Below are 13517 nucleotides of genomic sequence, written 5' to 3'. Positions count from 1 at the left end.
CCCCCCGGGCATCCTGACCCCGGGCATCCGTGCCGCCCATTTGACGAAAAAGCACCTCCTGAGCTCTCAGAAGGTGCTTTTTCGCAAAGCGGACGCGGACGCGGGCGAGGCGCTAGAGGTTTCCGACCACGTACTCGATGCTCGCAATGAGCGCGCGCACGTCGGCCGGGTCGATGGCCACGAAGGTCGCGATGCGTAGCTGGTTGCGGCCGAGCTTGCGGTAGGGCTCGGTGTCGACGATTCCGTTGGCGCGCAAGGCTTTGGCCACGGCCGCAGCATCCACTGCATCGTCGAAGTCGATGGTGACCACAACCTGCGAACGGTGGTCGGGGTTCGACACGAACGGCGTCGTGTAACTCGTCTTCTCGGCCCAGTCGTACAGCGCCGTCGACGATTCGCTGGTGCGAGCGGATGCCCAGCCGAGCCCGCCCGACGCGTTGATCCACTCGACCTGGCTGTTCATGAGCAGCAAAGTGCTGATGGCGGGCGTGTTCAGCGTCTGGTTGAGGCGTGAGTTGTCGACCGCGTTCTTCAGGCTCAAGAACTCAGGAATGTATCGACCCGACGCCGCGATGCGTTCGACGCGCTCGAGAGCGGCGGGGGAGAAGACCGCGAAGTACAGTCCGCCGTCAGAGGCGAAGTTCTTCTGCGGGGCGAAGTAGTACACATCGGTCTGAGCGATGTCGACGTCGACCCCGCCCGCAGCACTCGTTGCGTCGATGACAGTCAGAGCATCCGCATCGCCCGCCACTCGAGTGACCGGAGCCATGACGCCCGTGCTCGTCTCGTTGTGCGGCCACGCGTACACGTCGACGCCCTCGAGAACCTCGACCTCGCTGCGCGACCCGGCCTCGGCCTTGATCACGTGCGGGGCGGTCAAGAACGGAGCAGCGGCCGCAACGGCGAACTTGGCGCCGAACTCGCCGAACGTCAGGTTCTCGCTGCGGTTCTCGATGAGACCGAACGCCGCGGCGTCCCAGAACGCCGTCGAACCACCGTTGCCCAGCACAACTTCATAACCCTCGGGCAGCGAGAACAGCGTCTTCAGGCCCTCGCGCACCTCGCCGACCAGGTTCTTCACCGGTGCTTGACGGTGCGAGGTGCCGAGAATGGATGCCCCGCGAACCGTGAGGTCAGAAAGCTGTTCGGGGCGAATCTTCGACGGGCCGCACCCGAAACGACCGTCGGCGGGCAAGAGGTCACTGGGAATCTGTAGAGCAGGCATGACTGCAAGTGTACCGACGCCACGTGCCCCGGCTTTCAATCCAAACACTAGGCTTGTATTCTACGTGCGCAATAAAGCAGGGAGCGGCCCGTTGGCGGATTTGATCGACACCACCGAGATGTACCTCCGAACGATTCTCGAACTCGAAGAGGAGAACATCACCCCCCTGCGCGCCCGCATTTCAGAGCGTTTGGGGCACTCGGGGCCGACCGTGTCGCAGACCGTCGGGCGCATGGAACGAGACGGGCTCGTGGTCGTTTCTCCCGATCGGCACCTCGAACTGACCGTGCAAGGCCGGCGCAAGGCCATCCACGTGATGCGTAAGCACCGGTTGGCCGAACGCCTGCTCAGCGACGTGATCGGGCTCGACTGGGAGTTCGTGCACGAAGAAGCATGCCGCTGGGAGCATGTAATGAGTGAGCAGGTCGAGCGCCGCATTCTGCTGATGCTCGATCACCCCACCGAGTCGCCCTACGGCAACCCGATTCCCGGGCTCGAAGAACTCGGAGACGTCGAGGCCATTCCGTTCACTCGTGGTGTCGTGAACATCGTGACGCTCGTGCACGGGGCCGTGGGCCCGCAGACCAAAGTCATCAAGCGGCTCGGCGAACCTGCTCAGGTCGACCCGGAGTTGCTGCTGCAGTTGAAACAGTCGGGAGTGGTTCCCGGCAACAGCGCGGCCTTCTCGGCGGCGGGCTCGTATGTGCTCGTCGAGGTCGAAGGATTCACTCAAGGGCTCGAGCTGCCGAACGAGGTCGCGAGCCACATTTTCGTAGGAATCTGACCAACGATCTGACCGCCGTCGAAACCTGTCACCCATTCGGGGGGCAGGTTTTTTCGTTCGTTACCAATTTGTTGCAAAGGGCCGTTTCAGGGTGACAAATGACGATGCCTCCCGTATCCTCGAACAAGTCCGACCGGCCAGAAACTGGCCACACGACCCAGATCAAGACACCGAAGAACTCGCCTGACGTTTTCGCGCTCTTACCCAGCGCGGCAGTGTCAGGCGGGGTGGCACGCACGTTGCCGCACACGTGCCGGAGGAATACATTTTGCCCTTTTCGAGCGAATCGCTAGGCTCACCCGAGTCGAAGCACAACCCGAAAACCCCAGCTCAGCCCAGTACCGAATTGCAGCCCACCCGGCGCTCGCTTCGCGAGGCACAGGCCGCGTCGGCCCGCCCACAGGCCGCTACTTCGACCGCTGTCGCCGTGGTGAAGCCCAATCCAGTGGCGAAGACCGCTGCTCCCCGGCCGGCCGCCGCCGCGGCGCCGAAGCGCTCGCGTCGCCCCACGAAACGCGGAATCATCAGCACGGTCGTGATGACCGCCGCTGCTGCTCTGGTGGCGACCATGGCTCTGCCCGCCTACGCTTTCTCGACGAATGGGGCATTCGACCCGAGCGCATCCACTCAGTCGATCACCTCGGGCCAGCAGACGCTGGCCGTCGAGGCCGGCGCGGCGCCCACGGTGGGCCGCGACAACTACCAGGCGCCCACCAAAGACGAATTGGCTGCCACGCAGGCCAAGGCCGCGGCCGATGCAGCGACTGCAGCAGCGCAGGCAGCAGCTTTGAAAGTGACGGCGGTAACATCGGCGGCGTCGAGCGGCGCGTCGCTGGCCGTCGACGATAACGCCCCCACAGCACCCTACGATGGGCAGGCCGTCGTTGACTACGCCATGCAGTACGTCGGAAAAGTGCCGTATGGCAATGGCAATACCCCAGACACAAGCTTCAGTTGCGATGGACTTGTTCAGTGGGTCTTCAAACATTTCGGTGTAAATCTTCCGCGTACAGTCAGTAACCAGGCGGCCTTGGGGGTTCGAATCCCAGCCTCCGAGGCGCAACCGGGTGATGTGATGATCTATCCGATCGGCCACACTGAGATCTACGCTGGCGGTGGGAAAGCCATCACGGCGCCCGACTGGGGTCGCATGGTTGAGTACGACCCGGTTTGGGGCAGCTACTACTTCGTGCGGTACTACCCGAACAGCTAGCGGTACCCGCTTGAATCGGCACCAGGCTTCACCTGTCGTGTCGCGCCTGGGGCGTGACCGGTGAAAGCGCCGACCCGCCGCGTTGCGAGCGTGCTGGTCATGACTGCTGCCGTGGGCCTCATTGCTACCATGGCGATTCCGGCCTACGCGTTCAGCGTTGACGGCGCGTTCGACCCGGTCACGTCGAGTTCGCTCACAGAATCGCAGTCGCTCGCGAGTGACCAACAGCAAGGGCCTATGGTGGTCGCCCGCGATAACTATGAGGCGCCGAGCCAGGCTGAACTGCAAGCGCAGCAGGCCGCGGAGGCCGCAGCTGCCGCGGCCGCAGCTCAGGCCGCAGCGCTCAAGCTCTCGTCGAACAGCGCGGTGACAGCAAACGCGTACCCCTCGGTGGTGCCGCCCGAAGTTCAGGCGCTTGCGCAACAGCTGATGGATGCCGTGGCCTCTGGCAAGCTCGTCGGCTCGCACCCCGACCACATCAAAGAGATTCAGTACCTGGCAAATGGCCAGGTGGTGCCGAACTGCGGTGTGGATTATCGCGTGCTGCAAACCATCAAGGTGGCAGTCGACAACTTCGGCAAGGTCGGGGTGAGCGACATCAACCGGCTCTGCACCGGCCAGGTCGAAGGGGCGGGCAGTATTTCGCCACACAACCGCAATGGCGGTGGTCACGCGGTCGACTTCTACATTCTCAACGGGCACAGTCTTACTGGCGGAGATTCTGATTCGATGAAGTTGCTGCGGGTGCTCGACCCGCTGGTTCCGCCGAACTCTGACGTCGGCCAGAGCGAGTGCCGGGCATCCGGTTCGGGCTTTGTGAACCTCTCGGAGTTCAACGACTCGTGTACGCATCTGCACATCGACTTCATCACCGCACGGGGCGCGTCGCTGCTGCCCGAATCGTAGGCGAGCCGCCGATTCGCGGCGCTGTTGGCGGAGTGTTTGTGAACAGTCGGTTACAGCTTGCCGAAACTCCCCGCCAGAAAATATGCGCACGCGAAATTGTTTGTTAGCCTGATGCCCTGATATTCCTCGAAGTGCGCAGGAGAGTTCGTGACCGAGCCAGGCAGCATCCCCACCATGGGTGACTACCTGCTTCGTGCCCGAATACTCGTTCGCGTGCATCTGCATCAGATACACACATTTCAGATACACACTCGCAGCACGTCTGTGCGTGGGTAAGGCGTTGTCATCATGACAACGCCTTTTTTTGTGCGTAAACGAGCGGATGCACGCAAATTCTGACGACGGAAAGCGAACATCGACACACATCGAATACCCGGTAGCCGACCGGGCTTTTTGAAAGGGAAAAGATGCGAACGCTGGTGCTGAACGCGGGCTACGAACCGCTGGGTGTTGTCTCATTTCGTCGGGCACTGGTGCTCGTCATGAACGACAAGGCGAAGGTCGTCGAGGCCGACGAAGATGACCCGGTGTGGGCGTCTTCGGGTGCGTACGATCGCCCGTCGGTCATCTTGCTGACGCGGTACGTCAAAGTTCCGTCGTCACGGCAAGTACCCGTGAGCCGGCGCGGAGTGCTTCGCCGCGACAACCAGCGCTGCGTCTACTGCGGAGCGGGCGCCACGACAGTGGATCACGTTCAGCCGCGATCGCGTGGCGGTAAAGACACCTGGGAGAACCTGGTGGCCTGCTGCCTCAAGTGCAACAACGTCAAGAGCAACAAGACGCCCGCCGAAATGGGCTGGAAGCTGCCGAGCCCGCCGCACATGCCGCATCACGCGGGGTGGTTCGTGCGTGGAGTGGAGCGCGCTCAGCCTGAGTGGGAGAACTACCTGCAGTCGGCTGCCTAGACGATGCGAATAAAGATGTAGCTGCCCCAGAGCCCGGGGTTGTGGGTCACATAGCGGCCCCAGTCGGGGGAGTGGATGACCCCGCCGTGACCGTCGTAGATGCCGATGTGCGTGTTCGGCCACACCACGAGATCGCCCGCGCGCACCTCTGACGACGAAACGCGAATGCCCATGGCGGTCTGGCGGCTCACCAGCCGCGGCAACGAGATGCCGAAGTGCCCGTAGACCCACTGCGTGAATCCGTCGCAGCCGAAGCCTTCGCTCGGCGTGTTGCCGGCGCTGTAGGGAACCACGCCCACGTACTGCTCGGCGTAGGCGACAACGGCGTTGCCGTCGAAGGCCTGGGTGGGGGCGTCGTTCACGGGTGCTGACGAGCCACCGCCTGAGTTGCCGTTCGACGAGCCGCCTGAGCTACCGGATGAACTGCCGGAGTTGCCCGACGAGCCAGAGTTACTCGAACCTGAGTTGGAGTTCGACGACCCCGAGTTCGACGACCCGGAGTTCGAGCTGCCCGGATTCGCCGCGGCGGCAGCGGCGGCAGCGGCTTGTGCGGCGGCAGCCTGTGCCGCAGCGGCCTGCTCGGCCTCGAGCTGGCGCTGCTGCTCGGCCGCGACGCCGGCGTTGTAGTCGGCTTCGGTGGTGATTGCCGTGTTGGTGAGGGCGTCAAGCTGAACGGTGAGTTCGGCTTGGTGACTGTCTTGCTCGAGCAGGGCAGACTTCAGTTGCTGCTGTGCAGAGACCGCGTCGTTCAGGGAGGCCTGCGAGGCGGCAGCGAGCGTGCTGAGCGCGGCTTCGGCCGTGTCGGCCTGTGCGCTCAGCGATGTCGCGTCGTTCGCGTCTTGCGTGGCCTGAGTGAAGATGCCCTTCGACGTTTCGCTGAGCTTGCTCATGGCGCTGAGCTGATAGAGTAGGTCGTTGCTCTTGTCGCCGCCGATCATCAGCTGCATGGAGAGGTCTCCGCCGCCTGCCGATCGTGCGAACTGCGCGGTGAGTGCGGTCGCCTGCTTACGTGACGCGTCGGCCTTCGTCTGGGCGGCGGTAGCCTGCTGCCGCAATTGATCAGCCTTCGCCTTGCCTGCACTCAGGGCATCCTGAGCTGCTTGATTCGCCGCCCACGCCTGGTCGGCGGCTGCCTGAGCCGCATCGACCTCGGCCTGCAAACCGGAGATGAGCGACTGCAGCTGGTTCATTTCGTCTTGCGTCGAAGCGGCATTGCTTCTGGCGGCGATGACGTCGTTCCAGCTCGGGTAGTTGGTGGCGTACGCGGGGCTGCCGCCGGTGATGGCGGCCGAAACGGCGAGAGAAGTGATGGTGACGGCGATGATGGCGACGCGCAGCCGGGCGCTCAGGCGCGGAGTGCGGCGAATCGTGGTCTGCATGGGGCCTCTGACTGTTTCACATTAGTCACAGGAGTAACACGCGTATCGCGAGCAACACCTATAACACCAACAACAGAGATAACAGTAGCAACACGGCGGTGTTTCGCGAAAAAAAGTTTGACGAGCGCCGCGCGCGCCGAAATCGCCGGCGCCGGCGGTGACCGGGCCTCGGGCCGAGGTAATGCGCGGAGCAGTGACGCTAGAAGTCGTCGATGTGCAGATGGTCGCAGGTGTCAGAGAATCCCGAGAAGTTCTTCGTGCTGATGGAGGTACCGGCTGAGGCGCGGCATTCGCTCTGCCCGAGGCCGGAGCCGTACGGCATGATCGGGTCGAGCGTTCTGATCAGAGCGATCGAGGCGTTGTTAGAGCCGTTCAGCACCATGCCGCCAACTGACGTGAAGTCGACGGCGTGACCGCCGCCGTTCTTGTAATGGTTCGAGTAGATGCCGGCACCCTCGATCTGACCGGTGCAGCGACGGTTGATGTCGCTCACGCCTGCGCTGCCGAAAGCGCGCACGGCGGTGACCATCGCCTGCAGAATGACCACGTCGATGCCACAGTTCTGCACCGACTTGCCCTGCGCGATCCAGGCGATCTCCATGATGTGGTCGGGGGTCGAGCCGTGGAAGTTGCCGTCGGCCACGTCACCCATGAGCTCTTCTGCCAAGGCCTGTGCGTCAGAAGAGACGGGGCCGACGCTCACGGCGCCGCCTCCTCGAGCGGCGGCCGCTGCAGCTGCTGCCGCCGCGGCTGCCGCAGCTGCACGCGCGGCGACGCCGGCCTGGTACTGCTGCTGAGTCGTGGCGAGGTTCTGCTGCAGCGAAACCAGCTGCGCTTGAAGTTCTTCTTGGTGAGCGGTTTGCTCGTTCAGAGCGGCGATCATGTCTTGCTGAGCCTGTGCGGCGGCCTGCAGCGCGGCCTGAGCGGCCGCTGCGAGGCCGGCAAGAGCATCCTTCGCCACCTGAGCCTGTTCGCTGATGGATGCTGCGGTGTTGCTGTCTTGCTTGGCCTGATTGTAGATCTCGGTGACGGTCTGGGTGAGTTTGCCCATGGCGCTGAGTTGAGAGAGCAGGTCGGTCTGCTGTTCGGAGCTACCGCCGAGCAACAAGCTGGTGATGTTGTTGCCGCCGCCCGAACGCGCGAGCTGTGCGGCGATGAGGGCGGCCTGGCGGCTCGAGGTGTCGGCCTTCGTCTTCCAGGTAGCGGCACTCGCGGCGAGCGAGTCGGCCTTGCTCTGCCCCGCGGCGAGGGCGGCCTCTGCGGCGTCGTCTTCTGAGGTGCGCTGCGCGACCAGCTGCTGCGCGGCCACGACCTTGGCCTGCAGGTCGCTGATGATGTTGTTGATGGTCGTGATCTCGGCAGCCTTGGCGTTCTCGTTGCCCTGAGCGGCCTGCACGTCGGCCCAGCTCGGGTAGTCGTCGGCGTAGGCGGCGGGGGCGCCGAGAACCGCGCTCGCGGCGACGAGGGCGCTCGCCAGAAGGCCGACCCCGAGCATCCGGAATCGGGAAGGTCGGCCGCGCTTCAAACTGGGTGCTCTAGTCATGACTCTGGCATGTCTAACATCTGGTGCGGTTGTCACCCGGTTGGGGCGGCGGCATTTCGTCAACCTGTCGGAATGCTGAGCGGGGGCTGTGGCGGGGGCGCGGCTCTGCTCTTGGTAAACTCGTGCGGTCAGCCTCTGTAGCTCAATGGAAGAGCAGTTCCGTCCTAAGGAAAGGGTTGGGGGTTCGAGTCCCTCCAGGGGCACCAATTCGTACTCTCTCGAACACTCGACCTTAAAAAAGGGGTTTGGGTGTTCGTTTGCTTCTGAAGCATCCGACGATTTTGCGGATCTGAGGATCCGAGGGATGACGGCGGAAAATGGAGCGCCTAGTGGCCCACTGACGTCGCCGTCGAAATCGACGAAGATTTTCGGGAAGAACGCTTGATTGAGTTTTCTGCGCACGTCGTCCGACGCTCTGAGATAAGTCTCGAAGCAATTCTGGGTCAGCACCAGCACCTCGGTAAGTTTCCGATCGAGCTCATCCAATTGCATCGTGGTCGCCGTGAGCCGTTCCGAGATGGAGCCGAGTTGCTCGGTAATGTCGCGCTGTTCGATTGCATAGAGGTCTATTGGAATAACTCCCTCAAGGTGACCATCGAGCAGCTTTTTGCTTCGAGCTTGCAATCGAGCCTGTTCAAGAACCAGGTCATGCTGTACTCGTTGGGCTCGCTCTGAACCCACGGCGAGATCGGCGCGAAGTTGCAGCTCAAGGCCGGAGCGCTCCTCGGACGGAATCTGAACCTCGCGGTAGAGGTCCAAGATCCGATTCTCGATGAGCCCGATCTCGACAGCGGGCATCTTGCAATCGGTTCGCCGCTCGTGCCGGCCGCTGCAGACAAAATATTCGTAGAAGGCACCGTGGCGATTGGTAGTGCGGTGAACGATCATGCGCGAAGCGCACTTGCGGCAGAAAAGCGTGCTCTTCAAATAGTGATTGTGCTCTCGTTCCTTCTCGCCCGTTGCACGGTTTGAAAGCACCGATTGCACCTTTAGCCATAGGACCGAGTCGACAATTGCCTCATGGCGACCTGGAAATCTTGCGCCTTGAAATCGAACCTCGCCCCGGTAGTACGGGTTCGTCAAGATCTTATGTAGCTGGGTCGCAGTGATCGGCTTTGACGGGCGAGATGGGGTCGGGAGTGAGCTGAGCCCACGATCATCTAGCTCATCGACCAGATTTCGGATCGTCCACTTTCCGGTTGCGTATGCTTCAAACGCCCACGCGATCAGGGGTGCGCGCTTCGGATCGACCACAACAGACCGCACCTCTCTGCCCTCAGCGTTGAACACACCCACATTGCGATAACCGATTGGCGCTCTACCTGGTGTGCCGCCGGTCTTCGCCTTCTGCTGCATGCCCTTTAACACTTCGGCTTTGAGGTTCTCGGAGTAGAACTCCGAGATGGAGCTCATGATGCCGTGAAGCAGCATTCCGGAAGGCGTCTCGTCGATGTTCTCGGTGGCTGACACGAGTTGAACGTGCGATGCGCGGAGGGCGATATTGATGGAAACATCGTCGGCTCGGTTGCGCGCCAAACGGTCGACCTTGTGGACGATGCAGTAGGCGACCGGATTCTCCTTCACAAACTCCAGCATTCGGAGCAACTCTGGGCGGTCTGCGGTTTTGGCTGACTCGCCGCGGTCGACGAACTCCTCGATGACTTCAGCACCGAGCACGTCCGCCTTTCTCCGATTCGCCTCACGTTGAGCTGGAATTGAATAGCCTTCTGGATCGCCATCGCGTTCGGTTTGCTCTTTCGTCGACACGCGCAGATACGAGATTGCCTTCGGCCGATTCTGGTGTTGGTTAGTTGAGTTCATTTTGCCTCCACTGCTTTGCCCGTTTTCCGCCCAGGTGCCCGAGTTCAGAGGCATTTGGCCTCCTGACGGTAGCTCTGATTGCAAGCCAAGTCGAGGCGAAATTGGGCCAATCTGGGCCAAATGTGCGCAGTCCCAGGGGTCCGATGAAGTTGTAGTTTTTACCTTCGAAATATGAAGACCCACCTCTTAAAATTCGCGACAATGTAGACATCGCGCAGGCGCTCTTCGAATGCCTGTCGGTCGAAATGAACGAACTCGTTGAGGCCCCCCAGCGCCGACAATCGACGTATTTCAGACTGCCATCCGTGCTGTTCAAGTTGCTCGTCGATGAATTCGTCGAGGTCGTTGAACACTCCGATGAATCGACTTTCAACGTTCGAGTCGCTATAACGGTTCGAACAGCTGCTGAGGCCCTCAAAGGCAGCGGTGATGTCATTGGCATCTGGATTGCGGTTGCGGACCGCCGCTTCGTCGTGTCCCTGGAGTGAGAGTGCTGCATCAAACACCGTCACCCCCAGACTGCGGTTCACTCCGTTGATCGATGAAAGCGCGAAAATCGTCGCTGACACAGATCGAGAACAACTGCGGGTCGAGGTGCTTTTCGGCGTCGATACTCTTTTGCAGCAGATCTCGACGCGCTGCTGTGGGTACCAGCCATACGACCAGCGGATAGACCTCGAGGCGCTCTTGTTCGTCCCCTGACCGTCGATGAGCTTCGTACAAAAGGCATTTTCGGATTAGCGTTGGGATGGATTCGGTGCCGCGGTCCACCTCGATGAAAAAGAAGTCGTCGTAGTCCGCTGATGACAGGGATACGAAAAGGTCGGGTTTCAGCACTCGCTGTGAACCGTTCCGAGTCAGAAATGTCCGCCAGTTGCGTGGTTCGAACTGCGACTCGATGATCTTGATTCGGCCAGAGCGTTCGGTTTCGATCAGCTGAATGTGAACGTCAGCAACGGCGAGGGTATGAAGGAGAAACATCGTGGTCGGAACGAAGGAACGGGAGCGCGAGGTGGTTGCTCCCTCTTGCGTCCGTCGTTCGAATCTGTCGCCGGCTGCGTCGAGACTCCAGACGAAGCTTGAGGAGCCACCACCCACCCCTCCCATGGGTCGCTCGAGTCGATAGATCAGCCGATGACCTCGAAGTCTGCCGAGCACACGATTGCATGCTCGAATCCCGGAGGCGTAGGTGTGATGGTTCCAGAAGTGGAGGTTGTAGATCTGAGAACCGGTTAGAAACTTATGAGCGTATAACGACTGCAAGATGGCGCGATCGCGAGCTGTGAGCAAGAGTTTGATCGACGCAACGCTCAAGGTCCCTTTGCGATTTGGCTGAGACATCAACGGCCTCCGTCTCTGGGCTTTGGTAACACCGTGCATTCGGTGTTAGTCGACTCCCGAAATGGGTGAAAGGGGCCGAAATATCGGCGCTGGGGGCGTTTCAATGTCGGAGCGACCGGGTGGGCGACCGGACGCCTCACCTCTCTGTTATTCGGCGTCATATTGTTCGCCTCTTGCGCCCGATTGTGTGGTTGGTGGGCTGAGACTGATCGTCTTTCGCACGCGGGTCGGAGGGAGATTCATTCCGCTCTTTTGAAGTAGCCGTCGCTTGCAGGTCGATCTGCGCTCCGTATCTCGCCTGGCTCAGGGACATGATTTCGATGGGGTCGGACGTTGCTCTTGGCGCAGGATCTGCTTGGGCCGAAAACCAGCCGGTTTGTTCGCCTTCACGCATCAGGTTCGCGTAGAAAGCGAACGGCGTGAGCTTCATGAAATCTTCCGGCTTCAGGTTCGAGGTCATGGCAGCCATGGCCTTGGCGTCGTCGATGCCGGTCGCGTAGACCACCTTGTTGCGGGCGTTCGCGTCGAAGGCGGATCTCATTTCCTCAGGCAGCTGCTTTCGGTACTGATGCGCCGCATGCCATGCCACCCCGAGTGAACGGCTCCGGGCGAGCGCGTCGTTCAGGTCGCCGGCCCCGCCGAGGCGGAGATACTCCTGCACCTCGTCGATGTAGATGCTGATAGGCGAGCGTTTCTCTATCGGCTGAGCCGCACGGCCGAGCGTCAATTGCCAGAGTTGGCTGACCAACAGGCTGCCGAGGAGACGCGCAGCATCGTTGCCGACGAGGCCGCTGTTGAGCGGCACGAGTAAGATCTTGTTTTCATCCAGCACCTGGCTGAGACTGAAGCGCGGCACGCTCTGGTCAAGGATCCGCTTGAGACTGGGCCGCAAGAGGAACTGGCGTAGCCGCGAAAGAACGGGTCCGATGAATTGGGCTTGCTGACGTTCGGAAAGTTCGTTGAACTGTTCCCAAAAAGCTTCGAGACCGTCCGGGTCATCGAGCGCATCGGTGAGTTGCTTGCGAAAGCGCGCATCGGTGAGCAGCCGCGGAATCCATGTGAGCGTCGCGCCGGGACTGCTGGCGAGCGTCAGTAGCGACGCGTGCATCACGTCGCTCGTGCGCGGTCCAAAGGCGGATGGAAAGAGGTCTCGAAAAATACCAAGAATGGCGTCGGCGATCAGTTCAGGACTGGTCCCTGGCGTCGCGAGGGGGTTGAGTCCGACCGGTTGCAGCTGTGTGGGGTCGAGCACCACCACGTCGTCTTTCCTGCTCTCGGGAATTCGCTCCAAAATGTCGCGCACCAAATCCGATTTCGGGTCGATGACGACGACACCGCGTTTGGCGCGGAGGTCCGCGACGATGAGGTTCAGCATGAGGGTCGATTTGCCGCTGCCCGTCGGTCCAATAATGATCGAATGGTAGAGCGCGTCTGAGATTGCGATGCCGACAGGTTTCGAGGTGCCGGGCGCGTTCGTGACGCCGAACAGTCGAGTCAGATCGACGCTGTTTGTGACGAGGCGAAGCAGTTTTGGGTGCGGATCTGGCATACCGGGAAGATCCTCGGCGTCGAGTGGGAAGCCAATCAAGCTGAGAAGTTCAGAAGTGGCAAGAGGCGTCGAGCCGCGAAGTGCCGACCCGTCTCGCGGGGGAAGATCGTCCCTCACGAACTTGAGCCGAACACCCGGAGTGTGCGTAGTGCGGAGCGCTGCGATGATGCCACGAAGGATGGACGTTCTGCGTCCTTCAGACTTGGCGGATGCCGATGCTCGGAGGACGACAAAGCAGCCCACCTCGCTATGTCGTTGCCGGATACTCGCTGCGACTTCATTCGACGCGCGCACCGAGCCTTGAGAAAGCAGAGCCCACCAGCGCTGGGTGGGATCGGGCAGCTTGGCCGGTGTGAGCCGAGCGTGCACCGTCCGGCCAAGCACGACTTGAAGCCGAGACGATTCTCCGCGGTATCGGGCTTCAGCGAGCGCGCCGAGAATCGCACGGGCAGACGTCGCTGGCGAATCTGTCTTGAGTGCGAGATGGGTCGAAGCGAGTTTCAATCGGACTGACTGACCTGTCATCGATGACGACACCGCCGCGCTGGTGGTAGCGCCCGGGACGAGCCCTTCAATGACGCCGACGACCTGTCTCACTTGATGCGCCTGTGTTCCGACGTAGTGCGACATGAGTCCCTCGAGAGAACGAACTTCGAATGTAATTGGCGAACGGTGCTGGTCTGAAGCGAATCGTCGAAGAAGTTCACGAGCAAGCGTCGCGTCGAGCGGAGACGGCCAGTGAATTTGCATCCACACCATGTCCGTTCCCGACGCGTTCTCGGAGACGGTCATGCCGACTCCTCGAACTGCGCCTTTTCGAGCTCAATGCGTTCTAGATGTTCTTTTCGAGC

At 61.3% G+C, this 13517-nt stretch carries 12 protein-coding genes, 1 tRNA gene and 1 pseudogene; 8 read left to right on the top strand and 6 right to left on the bottom strand.

The genetic code is table 11. The features are described 5' to 3' along the window. Positions 1-112: 112 nt before the first annotated feature. The gene (serC, locus tag IEX24_RS05170) at positions 113-1225 is read right to left on the bottom strand and encodes a phosphoserine transaminase (protein ID WP_188674874.1); all 1113 of its coding nucleotides are present in this window, start codon (positions 1223-1225) and stop codon (positions 113-115) included. A gap of 91 nt (positions 1226-1316) precedes the next feature. Between serC and IEX24_RS05165 the strand changes: the two genes are divergently transcribed. The 4 genes from IEX24_RS05165 to IEX24_RS05150 all read left to right on the top strand — a co-directional run bounded on the left by IEX24_RS05165 (position 1317) and on the right by IEX24_RS05150 (position 5033). Continuing rightward, positions 1317-2009 (top strand): iron-dependent transcriptional repressor DtxR, encoded by a 693-nt coding sequence (locus IEX24_RS05165; RefSeq protein WP_188674870.1) that lies wholly within the window; start codon positions 1317-1319, stop codon positions 2007-2009. Positions 2010-2277: 268 nt separating this feature from the next. Beyond that, positions 2278-3222, top strand: a complete 945-nt coding sequence (locus IEX24_RS05160; RefSeq protein ID WP_188674867.1) for a C40 family peptidase — start codon at positions 2278-2280, stop codon at positions 3220-3222. Between the two features lie 99 nt (positions 3223-3321). Continuing rightward, entirely contained in the window at positions 3322-4128 is an 807-nt protein-coding gene (locus IEX24_RS05155) for a hypothetical protein (RefSeq protein WP_188674864.1), read from the top strand. Between the two features lie 407 nt (positions 4129-4535). Next, positions 4536-5033 (top strand): HNH endonuclease, encoded by a 498-nt coding sequence (locus IEX24_RS05150; protein WP_188674862.1) that lies wholly within the window; start codon positions 4536-4538, stop codon positions 5031-5033. Here IEX24_RS05150 and IEX24_RS05145 read toward each other — a convergent pair. Next, complete coding sequence (locus IEX24_RS05145) at positions 5030-6412, bottom strand: C40 family peptidase (RefSeq protein WP_188674860.1); 1383 nt, start codon at positions 6410-6412, stop codon at positions 5030-5032. The genes IEX24_RS05150 and IEX24_RS05145 overlap by 4 nt on opposite strands. A gap of 230 nt (positions 6413-6642) precedes the next feature. On the opposite strand from IEX24_RS05145, the gene IEX24_RS20000 reads away from it, so the two are divergent. The 4 genes from IEX24_RS20000 (at position 6643) to IEX24_RS05125 (ending at position 8630) form a co-directional block, all read left to right on the top strand. Then, positions 6643-6825, top strand: a complete 183-nt coding sequence (locus IEX24_RS20000; RefSeq protein WP_188674857.1) for a hypothetical protein — start codon at positions 6643-6645, stop codon at positions 6823-6825. Next, the gene (locus IEX24_RS19995; RefSeq protein WP_188674854.1) at positions 6822-7688 is read left to right on the top strand and encodes a hypothetical protein; all 867 of its coding nucleotides are present in this window, start codon (positions 6822-6824) and stop codon (positions 7686-7688) included. Before IEX24_RS20000 ends, IEX24_RS19995 begins: the two co-directional genes overlap by 4 nt. A gap of 398 nt (positions 7689-8086) precedes the next feature. Then, positions 8087-8161 (top strand) — tRNA-Arg (locus IEX24_RS05130). Positions 8162-8336: 175 nt separating this feature from the next. Then, positions 8337-8630 (top strand): hypothetical protein, encoded by a 294-nt coding sequence (locus IEX24_RS05125; RefSeq protein WP_188674851.1) that lies wholly within the window; start codon positions 8337-8339, stop codon positions 8628-8630. Between the two features lie 132 nt (positions 8631-8762). On the opposite strand, the pseudogene IEX24_RS19990 reads toward IEX24_RS05125, so the two are convergent. The 4 genes and pseudogenes from IEX24_RS19990 to IEX24_RS05100 form a co-directional block, all read right to left on the bottom strand. Continuing rightward, a pseudogene (locus tag IEX24_RS19990) lies at positions 8763-9776 on the bottom strand (recombinase family protein); the annotation flags it as partial. A gap of 158 nt (positions 9777-9934) precedes the next feature. Then, positions 9935-10306, bottom strand: a complete 372-nt coding sequence (locus IEX24_RS05110) for a hypothetical protein (RefSeq protein ID WP_188674848.1) — start codon at positions 10304-10306, stop codon at positions 9935-9937. Then, complete coding sequence (locus tag IEX24_RS05105) at positions 10275-11117, bottom strand: replication-relaxation family protein (RefSeq protein WP_188674845.1); 843 nt, start codon at positions 11115-11117, stop codon at positions 10275-10277. The genes IEX24_RS05110 and IEX24_RS05105 overlap by 32 nt, the downstream gene beginning before the upstream one ends. Positions 11118-11274: 157 nt before the next feature. Beyond that, positions 11275-13458, bottom strand: coding sequence for a type IV secretory system conjugative DNA transfer family protein (locus tag IEX24_RS05100; protein ID WP_188674842.1), 2184 nt, complete (start codon positions 13456-13458; stop codon positions 11275-11277). Between the last annotated feature and the right edge of the window lie 59 nt (positions 13459-13517).

The sequence above is a fragment of the Subtercola lobariae genome, from assembly GCF_014640255.1.
Taxonomy (GTDB): Bacteria; Actinomycetota; Actinomycetes; order Actinomycetales; family Microbacteriaceae; genus Subtercola; species Subtercola lobariae.
The sequence above is the reverse complement of the archived record's forward strand: the minus strand, read 5'-3'. Positions and strand labels throughout refer to the sequence as shown.

Bases quoted from the DNA above. Each gene is read 5' to 3' on its own strand.
- serC (WP_188674874.1), bottom strand. From the start codon at position 1,225: ATGCCTGCTCTACAGATTCCCAGTGACCTCTTGCCCGCCGACGGTCGT.
- IEX24_RS05155 (WP_188674864.1), top strand. From the start codon at position 3,322: ATGACTGCTGCCGTGGGCCTCATTGCTACCATGGCGATTCCGGCCTAC.
- IEX24_RS05150 (WP_188674862.1), top strand. From the start codon at position 4,536: ATGCGAACGCTGGTGCTGAACGCGGGCTACGAACCGCTGGGTGTTGTC.
- IEX24_RS05145 (WP_188674860.1), bottom strand. From the start codon at position 6,412: ATGCAGACCACGATTCGCCGCACTCCGCGCCTGAGCGCCCGGCTGCGC.
- IEX24_RS05105 (WP_188674845.1), bottom strand. From the start codon at position 11,117: ATGTCTCAGCCAAATCGCAAAGGGACCTTGAGCGTTGCGTCGATCAAA.
- IEX24_RS05100 (WP_188674842.1), bottom strand. From the start codon at position 13,458: ATGACCGTCTCCGAGAACGCGTCGGGAACGGACATGGTGTGGATGCAA.